15 protein-coding genes and 1 riboswitch are annotated in these 20,597 nt (G+C 50.5%); of the genes, 8 read left to right on the forward strand and 7 right to left on the reverse strand.

What is annotated here, in order from left to right:
- Position 1 precedes the first annotated feature (1 nt).
- The 5 genes from rimM (at position 2) to OIM59_RS00130 (ending at position 6,418) form a co-directional block, all read left to right on the forward strand.
- Positions 2 to 514: a ribosome maturation factor RimM gene (gene rimM / locus OIM59_RS00110; protein WP_177867274.1), complete on the forward strand. Its 513-nt coding sequence runs from the start codon at positions 2 to 4 to the stop codon at positions 512 to 514.
- 13 nt (positions 515 to 527) lie between these two features.
- A complete protein-coding gene (locus tag OIM59_RS00115) occupies positions 528 to 1,382 on the forward strand; it encodes a M23 family metallopeptidase (protein WP_299170442.1) in 855 nt (284 codons plus the stop codon).
- A 4-nt stretch (positions 1,383 to 1,386) separates the two neighbouring features.
- On the forward strand, positions 1,387 to 2,544 hold the full coding sequence (locus OIM59_RS00120) for a 1-deoxy-D-xylulose-5-phosphate reductoisomerase (RefSeq protein ID WP_299170440.1): 1,158 nt from the start codon (positions 1,387 to 1,389) through the stop codon (positions 2,542 to 2,544).
- 40 nt (positions 2,545 to 2,584) lie between these two features.
- Positions 2,585 to 3,925 (forward strand): RIP metalloprotease RseP, encoded by a 1,341-nt coding sequence (gene rseP / locus OIM59_RS00125; protein WP_299170438.1) that lies wholly within the window; start codon positions 2,585 to 2,587, stop codon positions 3,923 to 3,925.
- A gap of 96 nt (positions 3,926 to 4,021) precedes the next feature.
- Positions 4,022 to 6,418, forward strand: a complete 2,397-nt coding sequence (locus tag OIM59_RS00130) for a DPP IV N-terminal domain-containing protein (protein WP_299170437.1) — start codon at positions 4,022 to 4,024, stop codon at positions 6,416 to 6,418.
- Positions 6,419 to 7,251: 833 nt separating this feature from the next.
- Here OIM59_RS00130 and nrdG read toward each other — a convergent pair.
- From nrdG to OIM59_RS00145, 3 genes are all read right to left on the reverse strand, one after another.
- On the reverse strand, positions 7,252 to 7,713 hold the full coding sequence (gene nrdG / locus OIM59_RS00135; RefSeq protein ID WP_299170435.1) for an anaerobic ribonucleoside-triphosphate reductase activating protein: 462 nt from the start codon (positions 7,711 to 7,713) through the stop codon (positions 7,252 to 7,254).
- A 15-nt stretch (positions 7,714 to 7,728) separates the two neighbouring features.
- A complete protein-coding gene (locus OIM59_RS00140) occupies positions 7,729 to 10,113 on the reverse strand; it encodes an anaerobic ribonucleoside triphosphate reductase (protein WP_299170433.1) in 2,385 nt (794 codons plus the stop codon).
- A 26-nt stretch (positions 10,114 to 10,139) separates the two neighbouring features.
- Positions 10,140 to 10,328: riboswitch (cobalamin riboswitch) on the reverse strand.
- Between the two features lie 255 nt (positions 10,329 to 10,583).
- Positions 10,584 to 12,014: a CCA tRNA nucleotidyltransferase gene (locus OIM59_RS00145; protein ID WP_299170431.1), complete on the reverse strand. Its 1,431-nt coding sequence runs from the start codon at positions 12,012 to 12,014 to the stop codon at positions 10,584 to 10,586.
- A gap of 308 nt (positions 12,015 to 12,322) precedes the next feature.
- Here OIM59_RS00145 and OIM59_RS00150 point away from each other — a divergent pair, with 308 nt between their 5' ends.
- Together OIM59_RS00150 and OIM59_RS00155 are read left to right on the forward strand one after the other, a co-directional pair.
- Positions 12,323 to 13,147 carry a hypothetical protein gene (locus OIM59_RS00150; protein WP_299170429.1) on the forward strand — a complete coding sequence of 275 codons (825 nt, stop codon included), beginning with the start codon at positions 12,323 to 12,325 and terminating at the stop codon, positions 13,145 to 13,147.
- A gap of 206 nt (positions 13,148 to 13,353) precedes the next feature.
- A complete protein-coding gene (locus tag OIM59_RS00155; protein ID WP_299170427.1) occupies positions 13,354 to 14,919 on the forward strand; it encodes a transglutaminase domain-containing protein in 1,566 nt (521 codons plus the stop codon).
- 112 nt (positions 14,920 to 15,031) lie between these two features.
- Here OIM59_RS00155 and OIM59_RS00160 read toward each other — a convergent pair whose 3' ends face one another.
- The 3 genes from OIM59_RS00160 to OIM59_RS00170 are packed head-to-tail and all read right to left on the reverse strand — an operon-like array spanning position 15,032 to position 18,998.
- A complete protein-coding gene (locus OIM59_RS00160) occupies positions 15,032 to 16,606 on the reverse strand; it encodes a hypothetical protein (RefSeq protein ID WP_299170425.1) in 1,575 nt (524 codons plus the stop codon).
- 1 nt (position 16,607) lies between these two features.
- Positions 16,608 to 17,645, reverse strand: a complete 1,038-nt coding sequence (locus tag OIM59_RS00165) for an HlyD family secretion protein (RefSeq protein WP_072541606.1) — start codon at positions 17,643 to 17,645, stop codon at positions 16,608 to 16,610.
- Positions 17,646 to 17,693: 48 nt separating this feature from the next.
- Positions 17,694 to 18,998: a TolC family protein gene (locus OIM59_RS00170; protein WP_303894173.1), complete on the reverse strand. Its 1,305-nt coding sequence runs from the start codon at positions 18,996 to 18,998 to the stop codon at positions 17,694 to 17,696.
- A 162-nt stretch (positions 18,999 to 19,160) separates the two neighbouring features.
- On the opposite strand from OIM59_RS00170, the gene OIM59_RS00175 reads away from it, so the two are divergent.
- The gene (locus OIM59_RS00175) at positions 19,161 to 20,063 is read left to right on the forward strand and encodes an AraC family transcriptional regulator (RefSeq protein WP_299170420.1); all 903 of its coding nucleotides are present in this window, start codon (positions 19,161 to 19,163) and stop codon (positions 20,061 to 20,063) included.
- A 21-nt stretch (positions 20,064 to 20,084) separates the two neighbouring features.
- Here OIM59_RS00175 and OIM59_RS00180 read toward each other — a convergent pair whose 3' ends face one another.
- Positions 20,085 to 20,537 (reverse strand): thioesterase family protein, encoded by a 453-nt coding sequence (locus OIM59_RS00180; RefSeq protein WP_299170418.1) that lies wholly within the window; start codon positions 20,535 to 20,537, stop codon positions 20,085 to 20,087.
- Positions 20,538 to 20,597 lie beyond the last annotated feature (60 nt).

Genomic DNA, 20,597 nt, shown 5'->3' on the forward strand with positions numbered 1-20,597 from the left:
TATGATCAGAAAAGAGGAAGTTTTTAAGATAGGAATCATCAACAAGCCGCATGGGGTGAAAGGGGAAGTCGCGTTTACGTTTACCGACGACATCTTCGACCGGGTGGATTGTGAGTATCTGATTCTGTTGCTGGACGGGATTCTGGTCCCGTTCTTCATCGAGGAGTATCGTTTCCGTTCGGACAACGTGGCCCTGGTGAAATTCGAGGGCGTGGATACGGCGGAAAAGGCCCGTAGCTTTACGAATGTGGAAGTGTATTTCCCGGTGAAGTACATGGACGAGCAGGAGGAAATCACGTCGTGGAATTTCTTTGTCGGGTTCAAGGTGCACGATGTGCACCATGGCGACCTGGGCGAAGTGGTGGATGTGGACGATACGACGATGAACGTACTGTTTGTCATCGAAAAGGAAGGAGAGGAACTGCTGCTTCCGGCGCATGAGGAGTTTATTCTGGATATAGACAGGGCACAGAAGGTGATGACCGTGGATATCCCCGACGGATTGTTGGACTAAAAAACTGGCAGGTATGAAAAAGAAAGGTCGTAAGGCATTTTGGAAGAACATCAAGTTTAAATATAAACTGACGGTAATCAATGAAAACACCTTGGAGGAGGTGGTCGGCATTCATGTGTCGAAGCTGAACGGCTTTTCCGTGCTGCTGGCTGCATGTACGGTAATCTTTCTTTTGGCTGCCATCATTTTGGTTTTTACGCCCCTGCGGAACTACTTGCCGGGGTATATGAACAGTGAGGTTCGTTCGCAGGTGGTGACCAATGCCTTGAAAGCGGATTCGCTGGCAGAGGCGCTCGACCGTCAGAACCGGTACATCATGAACATTCAGGATATTTTCAGCGGGAAGGTCAACGTGGATACGGTGCAGTCTATCGATTCGCTGACCACCATCCGCACGAATGAACTGATGAACCGTTCGAAGGAGGAGGACGACTTCCGCCGGAAATATGAGGCACGGCAGAAAGCTGGATCGGCTGCCGAAGAAGACCATAAGTTGCCCGATTTGCTGTTCTTCCGTCCCACCAAGGGTATCGTGATGAAGGATTTTGCGCCGTCGCGTCAGCATTACGGGGTGGATATGGCAGCTGCCATGGACGAGAGTATCGTGGCTGTCATGGACGGCAAGGTGATGACGGTGGTGCAGACAGCCGACAAGGGCTTCCTGATTCAGATTCAGCATGAACAGAATTTTATTTCCATCTATAAGCATTGCGGTACGCCGAGGAAGAAGGAAGGCGACCGCGTAAAAGGAGGAGAAGTTATCGCATTGGCCGGAACGGAGGACGAAGGCAAACATGTGTCATACGTGCATTTTGAGCTGTGGCACGAGGGAACTCCGATTGATCCGGCAAAATATGTTGTATTTTAAAGTTATGAAAAAACAGATTGCCATATTAGGTTCTACCGGGTCTATCGGTACGCAGGCTCTTCAGGTCATTGGGGAGCATCCGGATTTGTATGAGGTATATGCGCTTACGGCCAACAACAAGGTGGAATTGCTGGCTGAACAGGCACGCAAGTTCCATCCGGAAGTGGTGGTGATTGCGAATGAGGACAAATATGCGGCGCTGAAGGAAGCGCTGGCCGACGAGCCGGTGAAGGTGTATGCCGGAGCCGAGGCGTTGTGTCAGGTGGTCGAGTCGCAGCCTATCGACATCGTATTGACGGCCATGGTGGGGTATGCGGGGCTGAAACCGACCATCAATGCCATCAAGGCGGGTAAGGTCATCGCTTTAGCCAATAAGGAAACGCTGGTGGTGGCGGGGGAACTGATTACCGGACTGGCCCAGCAGTATAAGACACCGATTTTGCCGGTGGATTCTGAACATTCGGCCATTTTCCAGTGTTTGGAAATAAACAATCCCGTACACAAGGTGATTCTGACTGCCTCGGGAGGTCCGTTCCGTACGTTTACCATGGAGCAGTTGCAGACAGTGACCAAGGAGCAGGCCCTGAAGCATCCCAACTGGTCGATGGGGGCGAAAATCACGATTGACTCCGCTTCCATGATGAACAAGGGGTTTGAGGTGATTGAGGCCAAATGGCTGTTTGGGGTGACTCCTGCGCAGATTGAGGTGGTGGTGCATCCGCAGTCGGTGATTCATTCCATGGTGGAATTTGAAGACGGGGCGGTGAAAGCCCAGCTGGGTGTGCCCGACATGCGTCTGCCCATCCAGTATGCGTTCTCGTATCCGAAGCGGGAGCATCTTTCGGGCGAGCGGCTGGATTTCGCCAAATACAATACATTGACTTTCGAAAAGCCGGACACGCAGCGTTTCCGCAACCTGGCACTGGCTTACGAGGCTTTGCATCAGGGAGGAAACATGCCTTGCATCGTGAATGCGGCCAATGAGGTGGTGGTGGCTGCTTTCCTGAAAGACCAGATTTCGTTCTTGGGAATGAGCGACGTGATTGAAAAGGCAATGAGCCGCGTACCTTTCATCCAGACGCCTACTTACGGCGATTATGTGGCTACTGATGCCGAAACCCGTCGCATTGCCGCGGAACTGGTGATTAACGGAATGAGATAAGAAGTGTAATCAGATAAATTAAGTAAGAAGTTAAGTAGAAATGGAAACATTTTTGATTCGTGCCCTTCAGTTGATTCTCAGCTTGTCGTTGCTGGTGATTATTCACGAGGGGGGACATTTTTTCTTCGCCCGCCTGTTCAAGATTCGGGTGGAGAAGTTTTATATATTCTTTGACCCTTGGTTCTCGCTGTTTAAATACAAGCCGAAGAACAGTGACACGGAATACGGGGTGGGATGGCTGCCGCTAGGCGGATATTGCAAGATTTCGGGAATGATTGACGAGTCGATGGATACCGAACAGATGAAACAGCCGGCCCAGCCGTGGGAGTTCCGTTCCAAACCGGCGTGGCAGCGTCTGCTGGTCATGGTGGGAGGGGTTTTGATGAATTTCCTGCTGGCTTTGTTCATCTATTCCATGATTCTCTTCACGTGGGGCGACCGTTATACGGCTTTGAGTGACATGACTCTGGGAATGAAGTTCAACGAGCACGCGCAGGAAATCGGGTTCCGCGACGGAGATATCCTGAAGAGTGCCGACGGCAAGGAACTGACCCGTTTCAATATGGACATGATTCGCAGCATTGTGGAGGCCCGTGAGGTTACTGTGTTGCGGGAGGGACAGGAAAAGAAAATCTTGTTGCCGGAACTGAGCCTGCTGGACGTGGCGAAGGAAGACCCGATGTTTGTGGATGTGTTCTATCCGAATGTGGTCGATTCAGTATTGCCGGGGGGAGGTTTCGCCAAGGCAGGTGTCCAGAAAGGAGACTCCTTGCTGGCATTCGACGGGAAACCGATGACTTCCTGGAACGAGTTTCTGGACAATATGGCGGATTTGAAGGCCAAGGCCGAACTGAATAAGAAGACCTCGGGTGAGTTCACGCTGGTGTATTCGCGTGCTGGGGTACGGGATACGGTCCAGGTCATGACGGACAATCAGTTTAAGGTAGCGGCTATGGGAGGTCTGGTGAACTACAAGCAGCGTACGCTGACCTACGGGTTCTTTGAATCCTTCCCGGCTGGAGTGTCTTTAGGAGTCAATACCTTGAAAGGCTATGTGAACGACATGAAATATGTATTCACGAAAGAGGGCGCCAAGAGTGTGGGAGGTTTTGCCACCATTGGAAGCATCTTCCCGAAAGTATGGGACTGGCAGCGTTTTTGGGAAATGACGGCCTTCTTGTCCATTATTCTGGCCTTTATGAACATTCTGCCGATACCGGCACTCGACGGTGGCCATGTCTTGTTCTTGCTGTACGAGATTATCGCCCGCCGGAAGCCGAGTGACAAATTCTTGGAATATGCACAGATGGTGGGAATGTTCCTGCTGTTCGGCTTGCTCATCTGGGCCAACTTCAATGATGTATTGAGGTTTTTGTTTTAGCGAAAGTTTCAAATGAAATAAAGACACAAGGGCACGGAGAAAGGTTTCTCTGTTCTTTGTGTCTTTTTTGTGTAATCCATCTAATAGAATAAAGGAATGAGGAAGAAAATCCTATTGGCCGCTATCTTGTGTGGCGGCTTTTGCCTGACGGCAATTTCGGGCGGGGAAGCGGAAGGGCGTCTGCCCGGTTATCTCCAGGCGGAAAAGTTTACCAAGAGTAAACTCGACAAGATGTTGTTTTCCACCATGGTCGACCCGCACTGGTTCCAGCAGGGAACGAATTTCTGGTTTGAGTATAAGACCAGCGAAGGAAAGTTCTGGTATGTGGTCAATCCCACTGCCAAACGCAAGGACTTGTTGTTCGACCGGGACCGTCTGGCTTCGCAGTTGACGGAGATTGTGCAGGACCCCTTCGAGGCACATCAGTTGCCTATTGCCGATTTGAAGGCGGGAGAAGACGGACGTACCTTTACGTTCAAGGTGGTGTCAAAAGCCGACTCAACTTTCTATTTCTCGTACGACTATCCCACTCAGAAGCTGACATACCTGAAGGACAAGGAGAAAGAACCGGAGGAAGTGGACTGGGCTTCCGTATCGCCGGACGGACAGCGGGTGATTTATGCCAAAGATTGCGATTTGTATTATATGAGCATTGCCGATTACCGGAAGGCCCGGAAGAACGAGAAAGACAGTACCATCGTGGAGGTGCGCCTGACGAGTGACGGAACGCCGGATTTCGGGTATGGCATTCCTTACAGTACGCTGAACACGGATACGTTGTGTAATGGCAAACGCCGGGGTGCGTGGGGATACTGGTCGCCCGACTCCAAGTATTTTGCCACTATCATTGCAGACCAGAGGAATGTGAAACCGTTGTGGGTCATCAATTCCATTGCGGAGCCGCGTCCTACCCTGGAGACCTATAAGTATGAGATGCCGGGAGAAACCGGTATGCCGGAATATCATCTGTATTTGTTCGATGTGCAGGCGGGTACGCGGAAAGAAATCCGTACGGCAGCCTGGAAAAATCAGTCGATTGACTTGGAAGGAAAGCCGCTGGAACAGAAACAGCGTGACAAGGAACTGATACCGCGTATCTGGCAGGGCGACAACCATCGTTTCTTCCTGACCCGCAGCAGTCGTGACTTGCACCGCATTGATGTATGTACCTATACTTTGGGAGAAGATTCTATTGTGCCGGTGGTAAAGGAACGGATGAATACTTATCAGGAAACCCGCCCTATCCATGTGTTGAACGGAGGAAAAGAGTTTATCCAGTGGAGTGAACGTGACGGTTGGGCACACCTTTATTTATACGATGACAAAGGAAACCTGAAGAACCGCATTACGGAAGGTCCTTGGCACGTGGAACGTGTGGTGAAGGTGGACGAGGCTACCCGTACCGTATATTTTGTAGCCAACGGACGCGAGAAAGGCGAGAATCCGTATTACGAGCATTTCTACAAGGTCAATGTGAACGGCAGCGGATTGAAGCAGCTGACACACGGTGAGTTCTTCCACGATGTGGAGATGGACGATGAGGCCCGTTTCTTCGTAGACAATTATTCACGGGCCAATACCATCCCTTGTGCGGATCTGCTGGACCGTAATGGCAACAAGGTGATGACCATACAGGAAAGCGACTTTTCTTCTTTGAAAGCAGCCGGTTACCAGTTCCCGGAACCGTTTAAGGTAAAGGCAGCCGACGGAGTGACCGATTTGTACGGCATAATGTACAAGCCGTTTGATTTCGATTCTACCAAGGTTTATCCGATTATTGACTATGTCTATCCGGGTCCGCAGGTAGAAGCTGTGGATTATCCGTTCCGACGGATGAGTGTGCGTACCGACCGCCTGGCACAGGCCGGATTTATCGTGATTACCGTCGGACAGCGTGGCGGTCACCCCAGCCGTTCCAAGTGGTATCACAACTACGGTTACGGCAATATGCGTGATTATCCGTTGGCCGACCATAAGGCGGCTGTGGAGCAGCTGGCAGCGCGTTATCCTTTCATCGATATCACGCGGGTAGGTATCCACGGACATTCCGGAGGCGGATTCATGTCGACTGCGGCCATCTGTCAGTATCCGGACTTCTACAAGGCTGCCGTATCGTGTGCGGGTAATCATGACAACCGTATCTACAACCGCTGGTGGAGCGAGACCCATCACGGTGTGAAGGAAGAAGTCTCAGAGAAGGGAGATACGACGTTTGCCTATAAGATTGCCACCAATCCGGAAATCGTGAAACAGTTGAAGGGCCATCTGATGCTGGTACATGGAGACATTGACAACAATGTACATCCGGGAAACACCATTCGTGTGGTCAATGCCCTGATTCGGGCCAACAAACGTTTTGACATGCTGATTCTGCCGGGCCAGCGTCACGGTTTCGGTGACATGGATGAATATTTCTACTGGCGCATGGTGGATTTCTTCTCGAAATACCTGAAAGGAAAGCAGGAGGATTCGGTAGATATTCCGCAACGATAACGAATCAGTCAATTGGATTTATACAGCGGAATGGCTTTGACAGTCGTTCCGCTGTTTTTTGCGGATACTTCTATATTTTATGTGAATGGAGTAAAGAATAAAGTCTTCTTTTTATTCAGGCTTGCTAAAATTTATGCTTAATCAACGAATCCCTCAGGTTTTTACGTTGAGTCATGAAAATCGGGGGGTAGGGTGAAGCGTTGTTGCTATGAGGGATGGAAGTGAGTGTTTGTTCTTCCAATAGCTGACGTATGGGCACAAAAAAAGCGAGAGCTCATCAGAACCTCCGCTGCCTTCCTAAAGAACCCCCATTTAAGGGTTCTTTTCATCTTCTTAATTTTTGTGTCTTTGTTATCCTTTTTACTTTTTCTTTTTACCAGAAGATATTCCAATACCTTCTCAAACCTTATTCCTGAAAACTTTTACCTTTAAAATCTAATACCTTGTACTTAGTAAATAATCTAATACCTTAATAGTCTAGCTAATACCTTAAATAAATTGCTTTTTACCTTTTAGTCTCTCTATTCTAATACCTTTCTAATTCTCTTTTTACCTATTGGTTTCACAACCACATTGCAAAGGTAATTCTTTTTTCATTGACTGCAAGAGGTAGTACATTCTTTTTTTAATAAATAGTTGTTTTCATGATATAAATCAAGAAATGGCTTATTGAGGGCTTTGTGTGCGAAAACGAAGCTCCGTGTACGAAAACGGTTGATTTCGTGTGCGGAAACGGAAGGAAAATAGGTGGAAAATGACAAAATGAATGCCGTATTTTTAGTTGCGAATTTGTGAACTAAAAATACGGCATGTGTCAAAAACGCGGTAAATTCTTATTTCAGTTTAAGAATCCGTTGGTTGCTGCTTCCGCAGAAATCCAGAAAGGGGGAATAGAGCGACTCGATGAAAGGACCGTCCACCAGCACATGGATGTAGGGGAGGAGTTCTTTGCGTTCCGGGTCCTGAAGGAGCTGTTCGTAGGTGTAGCCCGTATAGCACCAGATGTGCATTCCCGTGCGCTGGCTGATGGCTTTCAGTACCGGGAGAAACTCTTTCGGGTTATAGAAGGGGTCTCCTCCTGAGAAGGTCACTCCGTCGAGTAACGGATTGGCACTGATTTCCTGAATCATTTGCTCCAGTACTTCCGGTGTGAGCGGTTTACCGGCCCGAGGGTTCCAGGATTCCGGGTTGTGGCAGCCCTTGCAACGGTGGCTGCATCCGGCCAGGTAGATGGAGTACCGGATGCCCTCTCCGTCGACAATGGTTTCTGGATACGTGTATAAATAATGTAACATCACTCGTAAAAAGGGTTATGCATGCTTTACACGGTCACGTTCTTCGGCTCGCTTGGCCGAGTTCCAGCTGTTTAGGTCGCCTGTCAGGTAGCCGGTGATGCGGCGCATGCGCAGGATATTCTCTCCGTTGCACACCGGGCAGCGGCTGTAGATGACTCCCTTGTAACCGCAGTCGTGGCAGGTGTCTACCGGATGGTTGATGGAGCCGTAGCCAATCTGTTCGTCGTGCATCACCTTGACAATTTTGGCGATGGCCTTCACGTTCTTCTGTGCCTCTCCATCCAGTTCCACGTAGGTGATGTGCCCGCCTCTGGTCAAGGCATGGAAAGGAGCTTCCCGCTTGATTTTCTCCACAATCGTAATTGGCTCTTTTACGTCCACGTGGAACGAATTGACATAGTAGTCGCGGTCGTTCACTCCTTCGATGATGCCGTATTTCCGTTTGTCCATCCGGGTGAAACGGCCAGACAGTCCTTCAGCCGGTGTAGCCAGTACGGAATAGTTCAAGCCGTATTTCTGTTTATAAGCCTCCGCCACCTTGTTCATTTCTTCCACGGCTGCATAGAGCGTTTCCCAGGCTTTCGGATTATGTCCGTGTCCCTGCCCGTAGAGTGCCACCATGGCGTTGTGCCCTCCGATGAAGCCGATACCCAGGGTACCTTGGTTCAGCACGTCACCCACTTCTTCATTCGGGTGAAGCTGTCCGCCGCCTTTCCATACGTTGTTTCCCATCATGAACGGGAACTGCCGGGCGAGGGCGGTGCGCTGGTATTGGTAGCGGGTGTATAATTGCTCTGCAATAAATTCTGCCATGGAGTGCACCGACTGAAGGAAGAATTCCTTGGCCTTTTCCAGTCGGTTTTCCGGAGATTCGTCCGTGAGGGCTTCCGCTTTGCGGTGTGCTTCGATGGCCAGTCGCGGCAGGTTCATGGTCGTGAAAGAGAGATTGCCTCTCCCCAGTGAGGTCTTTTCTCCGTGCAGGTTCTCGAACACGCGGGTACGGCATCCCATGGTCGCCAGCTCGTAGCGGTAGCGTTTCGGGTCGTCGGCCCGCCATTTCTCGTGTGTGTTGAAAGGAGTGTCCAGAAACATGAAGTTCGGGAACAAAGCCTTGGCCGTGGTGCGGCAAGCCTGCAGGAAGAGGTCGAAGTTCGGACATTCGAAAGCCACCTTTCCTTCAAGGGCCGCTTCAAAGTCCTGCATGGCCAGCTGGTAATCGGCATCGGAATAGGTCACTCCATCCTTAATCTTGAAAATCTGGATGGGGAACACGGGCACCTCTCCGTGGTTGCCCAAGCCTTCGATGGTGGCTTTCAGCAATTCCTGGATGACCATTCTTCCCTCGGCCGAGGTGTCGGTACCGTAATTGATGGAGCTGAAAACCACCTGGTTTCCTCCGCGGGAATGCATGGTGTTCAGGTTGTGGATGAAGCCTTCCATAGCCTGGTGTGTGTCTTTGCGGGTCTGTACCAGCGTTTTGCGCAGCACGTAGTCCAGTTCCCCCCGCGTCAGCGCAAGTCCTTTGTCGTCCAGGAAGCCGAGGAAAGCGTGAAGGGTCTCTTCTTCGGCTTCGATGCGCTGGAAATGTGTGCGTATGCCCTGAAGGATTTCTTTTTCCTCCGTTTCTATCCCTTTGAGGTCGAACAACAGGCCGAGATGTGTAGCCAGAATTTTCTGGAAACTTTTCAGTACTCCTTTGGCCATGAAGAAGTCGAAGGCCGGAATAGCCTGTCCCCCATGCTGCTCGTTCTGGTTGGTCTGGAAGATGATGGTGGCCAGTGTGGCATAGCTTTGGATGGACTGCGGCGTACGGATACTGCCGTTTTTGGTATGGAAACCCCGTTCGAACAGGTCGTCCAGGTCGTACTGGATACAGGTCGTCGTTTTAGTGGGATAATAATCCAAGTCGTGAATGTGGATGTCGCCCAACTGGTGTGCCTCGGCATACTGCTTGGGCAACAAATATTTGTAGGTGTAATCCTTGGTGATTTCAGAAGCGAACGTCATCATCTGTCCGGCTGGCGTATGACTCGACATGTTGGCGTTGCTCAGGTTCACATCGTTCTTGTCGATGGCCACGATGCCGTCCATGATGTGTTTGATATGCGTTTTACGCTCCCGTTCGGTGTTGCGCCACTGGCGGTAGATGATGTATTTCTTGGCCACCTCCGGCTGTACTTTCATCAGCTCGTTTTCCACGAGGTCCTGAATGTCTTCCACCCCGATGGTCTGTTGGGTGAAATGCGACACCACCTGCCGGGTGATACCTTCTATTTCCTCCTCCTGGAAGTCGATGCCGGTGGCCTTGAACGCTTTGCTGATGGCATTGGTGATTTTGGCGGCCGAAAAGTTCTCCTGCTTTCCGTCGCGCTTGATGATACGGATTTCTGTCAGATTCATTTTTCTGTAAATTAAAGAGTGAGACATAAATTTAGGCTTTTCCGGGCAGGTCTTCTGACTGATCTCTCGCCGTAGACGCCTTCCCATGAGCAGGCTCACAGTGGCTTGCAGAGCGTGTCACGGTTTCCACAAGAATCACAGCAGCAGGTACTGTTGCCGATTTGCACGGCATTCCCTTTTGAAACGGTTAAGTTACCTTCGGAAAAGTGAGGCAAAGATAGACGTTTGGGAGGAAAATAAAAAATGGAAATTTAGACAAGTTTCTAAATTTGGAGAACTTTTTCAGTGTAAATTCGGCTTACAGTATGCTGTGGAGCTATATTTTGGCGAACTGTAATTTATACTGGTATTTTAATGTTGGAAACTTCTGTATTATTCCTTAGTTTAAGAAGAGAGGAGGATAGGAGAAGGTAAAGTCTCTCACGATACTCGGCAGCAACATGCGTACGTGCGTCGTGAGAGACGGCAGATTATTTTTTTTCGGGCAGGTTGACCGGTGTCAGGCCCATCTGTTCCGCTTTTTTCAGCATAAAGTCGAAGGCTGCATCGTGTTCGTTGGGAATCACCCCGTCGAGGATGGCGTCCTTGATGGAACTTTTCAGGCTGCCGATTTCACGGCAAGGCTGGAGGTTGAACACGTGCATGATTTCCGCCCCGTCTACCGGCGGCTGGAAGTTCCGGATACGGTCTTTCTCTTCCAAATCCTTCAGTTTCTGGCGCACCAGCTTGAAATTGTCCAGGAAGCGCTGCTTGCGGGCTTCGTTCTTCGAGGTGATGTCGGCCTCGCAGAGCATCATCAGGTCGTCGATGTCGTCGCCGGCCTCAAACAGCAGACGGCGTACGGCCGAGTCGGTCACTTCCTCGTCGGCAATGACGATGGGGCGCATGTGCAGTCCCACAAGCTTCTGCACGTATTTCATCTTCTCGTTCATCGGGAGCTTCATCTTGCGGAAGATTTCCGGAATCATCTTTTCCCCGATGAAGTTATGGTTGTGGAAAGTCCATCCCGCCTTGGGTTCCCAGCGTTTCGTTCTCGGTTTGCCGATGTCGTGGAGCAGGGTTGCCCAGCGCAGCCACAGGTCGTTGGTCACTTTGGAGATGTTGTCCACCACCTCCAGGGTATGGTAGAAATTATCCTTGTGTCCGCGTCCGTTGCGTACTTCCACTCCTTGCAGAGCCACCAGCTCCGGGAAAATCAGTTCCAGCAGTCCACAGCGGTCCAGGTCGATAAACCCTTTCGACGGAACCGGCGACAAGAGTATCTTGTTCAGTTCGTCGGCAATACGTTCGCGGGAGATAATCTTGATACGGTCCTTGTTGCGTTCCAGTGCCGCAAAGGTCTCGTCGTCGATGTAGAAATTCAGCTGTGTGGCAAAGCGGATGCAGCGCATCATGCGCAGCGGGTCGTCGCTGAAGGTGATGTCCGGGTCGAGCGGCGTACGGATGGTCCGTTCCTTCAGGTCATCCAGTCCTCCGAACGGGTCCACCAGCTCTCCGTAGCGGTCCTTGTTCAGACAGACCGCCATGGCATTGATGGTAAAGTCCCTCCGGTTCTGGTCATCTTCCAGCGTACCGTCTTCCACCACGGGTTTGCGGCTGTCGTGGCTGTACGATTCTTTCCGTGCCCCCACGAACTCCACTTCCGTGTCCTTGAACTTGACTTGTGCCGTACCAAAATTTTTGAATACGGATATATGAGCACCTCGCCCCAGCTTCTTCCCGAAAGCCTGTGCGATTTCAATTCCGCTTCCCACTACGACCACGTCGATGTCCTTGGAAGGCCTGTGCAGGAAGATGTCTCTCACGTATCCTCCCACCACATAACATTCCAGTCCCAGTTCATCGGCTGTTTCCGAGATCAGTTTGAAAATTCTGTCGGTGAAGTGTTCTTTTAATTCCATTGTTGTATCTTTTTCAATTTGCGTGCAAAGGTACAAAAAATCCTGTGAAATTCAGCATAGCCTTTCCTTGTGCTGTGCGGAAGCAGAAAGAAAAACGTCAGGGGGTTTTTAGAAGAACCTTTCTGCAAATTGTAGGTTTCCCGTGTGCGAAACCTATGTTTCCGCGGGCAGAACCCTATATCCCGCAGCCGGAAAACCTACGTTTCCGCACCGGGAAACATAGAAAATGCGGTGAAAAAAGAAAAAATGTACGGAAAAGTTCCGGAAAATAGTTGTATTTTTGCCGCTATAGAATCATGTATAAACGTATGAAAAAGATAGGATTATTGATCTTTCCCATGGCGGTGGCACTGTGTGGATGCCAGAGTGACGAAAAGCGTGCCGGCGAATTGTTCCAGCGTGCGGAAACGGCGTATGCTGCCGGTGAGTATAGTTTGGCCAAGTTGCAGATTGACAGTATCCGCAACCTGTATCCCAAGGCTTTTGAGGTGCGGAAAGCCGGCATCAAGCTGATGCAGCAGATTGACCTGGCCGAGCAGACCAAGACCTTGGGCTATCTGGACAGTATGATGACGGTGAAGCAGGCGGCTCTCGACTCCATCAAAGGAAAGTTCGTGCTGGAAAAAGATACCGCCTATCAGGAAGTTGGCAATTATTTCTATCCCACGCAGGTGGTCGAGAAGAACATCGGTCGGTCGTTCCTGCGTGCACAGGTGAGCGAGCAGGGCGAGATGTCGCTCACTTCCATCTATTGTGCCGGGGGAAGCATCCATCACACGGCAGTGAAGGTGAGCGTGGACGATACGTTTGCCGAGACACCGCAGTCGGTCGACAGCTATGAGACCACCGACCTGGGCCGTCCGGTGGAAAAGGCCGACTACAAGCTGGGACAGGACGGAGGCGTCATTGCTTTTCTGGTGGCCAACCGCGACAAGAAGAACATCCGTCTGGAGTTTATCGGCGACCGTAACTACAAGACGGTGATGCGTCCGGACGATGTGAAGGCTGTGGCCGAGCTGAGCGAGCTGGCGCGTGTGCTTTCTGCAATGGAGGAAATCAAGAAAGAGCAGAAGGAAGCCAACTTGAAAATCAAGTTTGTGAAACGGAAGATGGAAGAAACTCCGGAAGAATAATGTTTTCGGAAAAATAAGGGATGCCGTTTCAATGTGCGTTGAAACGGCATTTTTGCTTTGTGAGGACTGCAAGCGGAGGGGAGGAATTGAAAAACAGTGCGTGTTTAAACATTCGGTCGGTGCTGTTTGTTATGTAAAGACAAAAAAATCACTTTATATGCCGATTCAGCATTGAATCTGCACCAAACCTTGTTATAATTATTCTTATGAAGCGATTGATTCCCATTGCGATGGCACTGTGCGGGTGCCTTTTGTCCGTATCCGGATGCAAGAGAGAGAAACTGGAGAAGCCCGTCCAAGAAACATCTGTGGTTCCGGCTGACTCAACGGAGACGACCGAGACTCCCACTGAGGAAAGTGGGGAAGAGGACGAAAACGTATCTGACGGTACAGAAGAGCCGGCGGCAGAAGAGACAGACATATTCCGCGCCCTGACCAACGGTGTCTTGAGAGGAGAAAAGGAAGTGCTTGTCAAGGACTTCCGTATTCCTGTTGCGAAGGCAGACAGTGTGTACAATGCTTTTCTGCGCAGCCATTCCCTGTTGTTCCATTTGAAAGTAGGTGGGAATATCGGCTATCGGGTGGATTTGGAGAATCCTGGATATCTGGCGGCTTTTCTTCCGCAGTATGCCGTTTCGCCGGCTGCCTTGCCGGAAATCTATCCGCGTATGGAAGAAGGTGTCGAAGGATTTTATGCGTTGTTGGATTGCCGGATGACTTCGGCAGAGATTGCCTATACCCTTTATCAGAAGGTCTGTAACGAGGTGGTGTATGGAGAACGTAACGAGGCTTTCCCTAACCTGGCATACGCTTCCTTTTCGGCGTTAGGCGTTTTTCTGACCCATAAGGCGGTCTGTCAGGGATACAGCCTGTCGTATTCATTGTTGATGAACGGACTGGGCATCCCGACCGACTACGTGACAGGAGCTATTCCCGGAAGCTCCGGACATGCGTGGAACCGGATTTATATCGGCGGACAGTGGTATCATGCCGATGCGACTTTTGATGATGCCAGCACTTATAATCTGGTCGGGATGGGAAGCATCAACAAATATTTTCTTTGTTCGGATGACTTGTTTTATGGTGCGTTTGACCATCCCAAACCGCATTTGAACCAGCCGCCACGTGTTTATGCCGCTTCCGGCCACGAGTTTAACACGGAGAAGTGTGTGGCCCGGAGATATAATGTGAAGGGAGAAGTCATCAAGACCGAAGCCATGTATGCCGACGGATATTGGTATTACCAATCAGCTGCCGGAGGCAATAAACAAATTGTAAAGAGTGATTTCTGCGGGAAAGACGTTCGGGTGCTCCGGCAGCTGCAAATGCCTTCGGTCATAGAGAATGTGGAGCGGATGCAATATACCCGCGACCGGATTTTCTTTATTGACCGTATCGATGGCCACTATTATGTCTGCTCGATGGACTATGACGGGAACGGTTTCCGGCAGGAGAAAAAGATTTCGTATATCGACGCGGTGAACCCGAAACTGAAATTGTCGCGGGACGACAGTGCGCCGGTTTCTATGTACAAAGGGGTTATCGCATTGAAAGCAGAAGTCATGCTGGCCCGGTTGAGGCTGCTTTATTGCCATGGCGAAGACGATTATTTCGGTTTGTCCCATTCCCAGTCCAAGGAACTGGAAGCATTGGTGAAGAAAGTGGAGCAGCTGCTCGAAAAATCGATGGATGAGGCGCAGGCCGATGGGCTGGCCAAGGAATTGCGGGAGAAAAGAAAGGCATACAGCGTGCCGTGCTCAGTAAGAAATTGACGTATATTTTATAGGTGCCGAAAGATTGAAGTTCAGGATGATGAAAGGAAAGAGACTACTTTACATGAAAATGGAAGTAGTCTCTTTTTATCCTTCGCACCGTCACTGATAATTAAGCATTTTCACGTTTCATGAGGTGCTTGATGCGTCGGATGCGGGGCAAACGTCCCACTACATTTTTATTTAAGAACTTCTCGAAAAGAATGAGGGCCAGAAACAAGACACCGACGATGCAGACCCAGCCATACATCTCTTTCAGGCTGACCAGTGTGGCCTGTTTCATGGCTTCTCCGTAGATGCTGTAGAATGTCTGTGCATTGAGGGCCGTGTTCACCTCGTCCAGTTCGATGGAGAGGGTCTGGAAGTTTTCCGGTAAGATGTGTTGCCATACCCGGCTATAGATGGCGCCTCCCAGTACGGAACCGAATCCGGTACGGATGAAACCCAGAATGGACAGCACCTGGAAGAAATGCTGGAAGGGGACGATACCGGTGACGTACACCGTGAGCGAGATGTACAGGATGATGTAACCGGCTCCGCGCAGCAGGGTGGGACCGTAGAGCCATTCGATGTTCATGTTCGGGTCGATGAGGAAGTACATGAAACACTGGTAGCCCACAATCAAGGCAAATCCTAAAAAGACAGGTACCTTGTATCCTCCGTGCAGGCGGACGTGCCACTGGTAGGCAAAGATGCATCCCAGCACCGTGCCTCCCAGGTTCCACCAGTTCAGCGAGACTTCGTTCAATACGTCGTATTGCAGGATGCCGTGTGTGAAGATGTTTTGCAGGACGGTCGGGGCCGCCAGAAAGAAGCAGAGCATCAGGAACAGGAAGAGCAAGGACGTGAGGTTGCGGTACTTGAAGGCTTCCAGGGCGATGTACGGATGCCGGCGGACAATCATCCGATGGATGCTGAGGGCCAGCGAGAGGATGGCAATCAGGGTACCGAGGAGGATTTGCAGGGAATCGAACCAGTCGTAGAACTTGCCATATTCGAACACGAAGATGACAGACAGCAGGAAGATGGACCACAAGGCTCCTCCCAGCCAGTCGATGCCGAACAGGGGCAGCGGCTTCATGAACCGGAAGTGGCGGGTGAGGGCAGCCGTGAGTCCCCACAGCACGAACAGCAGTCCCATGATGAACCAGTGCATGGAATGCCAGTTGCTCCAGTAGCCCAGGTAGACGGTGAGCAGGCCCGAAAGCTGGATGCTTCCCAGTACAATCATATACACCACGGGGAAGAACACGGCGAAGTTACGGGTCGGTGTCAGACTCAGCTGTACGTTCGACAGGGCTTCGAAGGTACCCCACATGCGCAACATGCCCGCAAAGAAGCAGACAATGACCAGCACCGGGAGGCTTTCGGTATGCATCGTAATCAGGTTGCACACAATCAGGGCCGGACACACGAACAGCAGGATGCTGCGGGTGGTGAACCGGAATTTCAGGCGGAAGAGGATGGGGAAGATAATCGTCATGCCCACAAAGGAGGCATAGCCGGCCATCATCACATCCTCTTGCATCAGGGCCAGTGAGCCGACCATCTGCGACACGGACGACAGGTAGATGCCGCCGCTGAACTGGAAGGCCACGGCAAAGAAGAGACAAAGAAACACCCGTACCTTGTCCGGCACGAAGTCGCGGAACATCATGACACGGGTAGGCATATTCGGTCCGGCCATATCAGTATCTCACTTTACATTCCACATTCATTCCGGCACGGAGGCGCGCCAGGTCTTCCGGCTTGTTGTCGGCTGTAAATTCAATGCGTACGGGGATGCGCTGTTCCACCTTGACGAAGTTGCCGGCGGAATTGTCCTGCGGCATCAGGGAAAGGGAAGAGCCGGTGGCATCCGAGATGGAAGAAACCACCCCTGTGAATTTCACGCCCGGTACGGCATCCACCTGAATGTCTACTTTCTGTCCGTTCTGCATGACGGAGGTCTGCGTTTCCTTGTAGTTGGCGATGACCCACTTTTCCGTCTCGTCAATCAGGGTCACCATGGTCTGTCCCGGTTGTACCAGCTGTCCTTCGTGGATGTTCTTGCGGCCGGTCATTCCGTCGGCAGTGGCCACGATGACGGTGTACGACAAGTTCAGCTTGGCCAGGTTCAGTTCGGCAGCCGCCACTTTGATGGCCGCGTCGTTCTGCTCCAGGCGTTGGGTCTGTTCATGTTTCACTAGGGAGGTGGATTGCTTCTGGCGGGTCATCTGCTCGTAGCGCGCCTTGGCCGCTTCATATTCCGTCTTCACCCGGTCGTACTGCTGGACGGTGACGGCATGTTTCTTTATCATCTCCGTGTACCGTTTGTAGTCGGCCTCGGCATTCTTCAGGCGGACGGCTGCTTCGCGGATACCTGCATCGGTCACCAGAATGTTGCTTTGTGTGGTACTGATGGTGGTGTGCATGGCATCCTTTCCTACCAATGCATTCTGGTAGTTGGCTTCAGCCTGTGCCAGACGCAGCAGGTATTCCGAGTCCTCAATCACCAGCAGGGTGTCTCCCTTGCGGACTTTTTGGTATTCTTCGAAATAGATTTTCTTGATGAATCCCGGCACACGGGTGTTGATGGGAGTGATGTGTTGTTTCACCTGTGCATTGTCGGTGTATTCCACGTTGCCCAGGTGGACGAAATGACTGCACACCCACACAATTCCTGCGAGGATGATGACGGTAAGAATGATATTCGAAATCTGTTTGTTTCTTTTTATATTAGCCATGATGTATAAACGTTAGAAAGTGAATGTTCTTTGATAAAGGAAATAGAGTTACAAGGTACCGATAGTCTTCTTCAGCATGAAATACTGGTAGAGGATACCTGTCTGTGCGTTGGCCAGTTCCAGTTCGCTGCTCAGTTGGATGTTGCTGGCATCCAGCATGTCGGTCACCAGCGACAGTCCGTTGAGGTAGCGGCTGTGAATCACCTCGTAGTTTTCGTGGGCCAGCTGTACGTTCTTTTCTTTGGTATCCAGCCGGGTGTAAGCCTCTTCCAGATTGATATACGCCGCATTGATGCTGTTCGACAGCTGTTCGTCGGCCAACCGTTTGTTCTCCTGTGCCTTCAGTGTGGCCAGTTTGGCCTGTTTCACCTTCTTGTTGTTCTTGAACAGCGCGTCAAACTTATAGGTGACATTCACCCCCACATACCAGTAGTTGAAGTTCTTGTTGATGGGCGGCACTTCAATCAGAATCGGGCCGTCGAAGTTATTGGCCGCAATCAGTCCGATGGTCGGACGTCGGTCGGCCCGTGCCATTTCCTGCTGTTTTTCACTCATGCGGACTCCCAAATCGGCCAGTCGCATCATCGGAGCCTGGGAGCGTGCGTCCTGCCAGTACAGCTCGCTCCGTTTGTCGATACCGGCAGAAAGCAAGGTGGTGTCCGGCAGAATTTCCGTTTGGATATCCAGCCCGATGGTAGTGACCATCTGACGGTTGAGAATCCGAATCCGGTTGTTCACGTTGGTCAGCCCCAGTTCCAGGTTTTTCAGCTGAAGTTCGTATCGGGTGATATCACTCTGAAGTGCCGCCCCCTGTTCGAAAGCCGAATGGATTTCTTCAATCAGCAGCCGGGTCTGTTCGATGTTTTTCTCATACACCCTCCGCTGGTTGTGTAGCTGGAACAAGTCGAGGTAATGTCCCACCAGCATGAAGCGCACATTCTGCCGGTCGTTGTCGAGTTCCGTTTCGGCCATCTCCTTTTGCAGTTCGCTCATCTCGATACCTGTAGAAACCGCGCCGCCAGTATAGACGGCTTGTGTGGCCTTAAACGCAAAATTGTTGCCAAAGTGCGGCATGTCGGCCTTCATGCCGTTGGAAAAATCCCGGTCACTCATCCAGCCGTCACCGATGTAGCTGAACGAGAGTCCGGCTTCTATGGAAGGCAGGCGGTCGTTCTTGGCCACTTTGATGGCTTGTACCGCCTCGTCGACGGCCAGGTTGTGTACTTTCAGGCTTTTGCTGTGCGCGTCGGCCAGGCGGAAGAGTTCTTCTACTCCCAGCACGCGCGGTTGGGCCGACGCAGACCAGAAGCCGATGCAGCCCAGTAACCCTGTCATGAAAAGTTTGTGAATCATAAATACGTGGTTGTCTTAATTATCGGTGCAAAGGTCACGTTTTTGCGGGGAAAATATGATGTTTCAAATTTGACAGAATTTGTCTGAGATGAAACTTTTTGGAAAAAGTTTGGGTAGGAAGGTGATTCTTTCTTATCTTTGGAAAGGTAGAAAAACAGGCTTATGGAGCGTTATCAGATTATTAACATACAGGAAATAGTCCGGGAGAAACAAGGAGTGGCTTATCAGGGAGAAATTGGGGTATTTGTTCCAAGTGATACTTCTGCTATTTATTTGGCCGAAGGACTTCCGGTGTATGTGAATGCTTTTTCGTATTTGCTGGCTTTGCAGGGAAAGGCCCGTCTGGTGATTGATGAAACGGAATATGAGATTTTTCCCGGCTGCCTGTGTCTGCTTTCACCCTTGCACCTGACTTGTTTTTCGGAGGTATCGGACGATTTCCGGTGTATGTTTTTGTGTCTTCACAAGGATTTTGTGGATAGAATCGGGGTGTTCAACCTAAAGCAGCGCATTGCCAAGGGGATGCACATGCATCGTAATCCGTCTGTCCAGATGAGTGCGGCTGATACGGTGGTGTTGAAGGAGAGTATTGAAAATATCAGAAACCAGATTCTAAGGCAGGACCATTTGTACCATCTGGAACTGATGCAGAATGCCCTTATCCGGTTTTACTTGGAACTGGATAACATTCTGGACCGGAACATACAGCCGGAGGGTAGTGGGATGACAGTCACCCGGAACCGCATGAAGTTGCAAGAGTTCATCACCCTGCTGATGAATCATTTTAAGGAAGAGCATCAGGTGGCTTTCTATGCAAAGGCCATGCACATTACGCCTCAATACCTGACAGCCATAGTCAAGGTACAGACTGGAAAGACGGTGAACGCATTTGTTTATGAACTGATTTACAGTGAGGCACGCAATCTGTTGGTCTCGACCGATTTGAGTATCCAGCAGATTACGGCACGGCTGAACTTTGCCGACCAAGCTTCGTTCAGTAAGTTCTTCAAGCGGCATGCAGGTGTCTCTCCTCAGATTTTCAGGGAGGAAGCTGGAAAAATCTGAGGAGTCTGCAGGAATTTATAGTTAGGGTTTCACAGGTTCGGAAAGCTCATCGAGCGTTTTTCCTTCATAATCACAGATGGCCTGTTTGTAGGCCAGAGGAATTTCCATAGGTTCTTTGGTCAGAATGTCGTAGCCTACGAGCACGGTGCGGCACTGGCATTTCAATACGCCACTGGCTTTGTTGAAGGCCCGTTGTAGCATGGTGAAACTTTTATGCCCCAGATGGATGACGGTAGTCTCGATGATAAGGTCGTCGGAAAAGAAGACGGGAGCCAGAAAATCCGCATTGATATTGACCACTACCACATTGAATTTTTTGCATTCATCTTGTCCAAAGACATCACGGAAATAGGAGGTCTTTGCAAAGTCGTACAAGGAGAAATAAACCGAGTTGTTCATGTGACCGTATTGGTCAACATCGCTGAAACGGATTTGTACGGGGACTTCGTGTTTGAATTTGATTTCTGCGTTCATAGTAATGTTTTTAAGTTTTTCTCAAATGTACATCTTTTTTTCATAAATCTGCTATCAATG

The sequence above is a fragment of the Bacteroides mediterraneensis genome (assembly GCF_025993685.1).
GTDB lineage: Bacteria > Bacteroidota > Bacteroidia > Bacteroidales > Bacteroidaceae > Phocaeicola > Phocaeicola mediterraneensis_A.

Coding starts and splice junctions, on each gene's coding strand:
- rseP (WP_299170438.1), top strand. CDS start 2,585: ATGGAAACATTTTTGATTCGTGCCCTTCAGTTGATTCTCAGCTTGTCG.
- rimM (WP_177867274.1), top strand. CDS start 2: ATGATCAGAAAAGAGGAAGTTTTTAAGATAGGAATCATCAACAAGCCG.
- OIM59_RS00180 (WP_299170418.1), bottom strand. CDS start 20,537: ATGAACGCAGAAATCAAATTCAAACACGAAGTCCCCGTACAAATCCGT.
- OIM59_RS00155 (WP_299170427.1), top strand. CDS start 13,354: ATGAAGCGATTGATTCCCATTGCGATGGCACTGTGCGGGTGCCTTTTG.
- OIM59_RS00175 (WP_299170420.1), top strand. CDS start 19,161: ATGGAGCGTTATCAGATTATTAACATACAGGAAATAGTCCGGGAGAAA.
- nrdG (WP_299170435.1), bottom strand. CDS start 7,713: ATGTTACATTATTTATACACGTATCCAGAAACCATTGTCGACGGAGAG.
- OIM59_RS00165 (WP_072541606.1), bottom strand. CDS start 17,645: ATGGCTAATATAAAAAGAAACAAACAGATTTCGAATATCATTCTTACC.
- OIM59_RS00130 (WP_299170437.1), top strand. CDS start 4,022: ATGAGGAAGAAAATCCTATTGGCCGCTATCTTGTGTGGCGGCTTTTGC.
- OIM59_RS00150 (WP_299170429.1), top strand. CDS start 12,323: ATGAAAAAGATAGGATTATTGATCTTTCCCATGGCGGTGGCACTGTGT.
- OIM59_RS00140 (WP_299170433.1), bottom strand. CDS start 10,113: ATGAATCTGACAGAAATCCGTATCATCAAGCGCGACGGAAAGCAGGAG.
- OIM59_RS00120 (WP_299170440.1), top strand. CDS start 1,387: ATGAAAAAACAGATTGCCATATTAGGTTCTACCGGGTCTATCGGTACG.
- OIM59_RS00170 (WP_303894173.1), bottom strand. CDS start 18,998: ATGATTCACAAACTTTTCATGACAGGGTTACTGGGCTGCATCGGCTTC.
- OIM59_RS00145 (WP_299170431.1), bottom strand. CDS start 12,014: ATGGAATTAAAAGAACACTTCACCGACAGAATTTTCAAACTGATCTCG.
- OIM59_RS00160 (WP_299170425.1), bottom strand. CDS start 16,606: ATGGCCGGACCGAATATGCCTACCCGTGTCATGATGTTCCGCGACTTC.
- OIM59_RS00115 (WP_299170442.1), top strand. CDS start 528: ATGAAAAAGAAAGGTCGTAAGGCATTTTGGAAGAACATCAAGTTTAAA.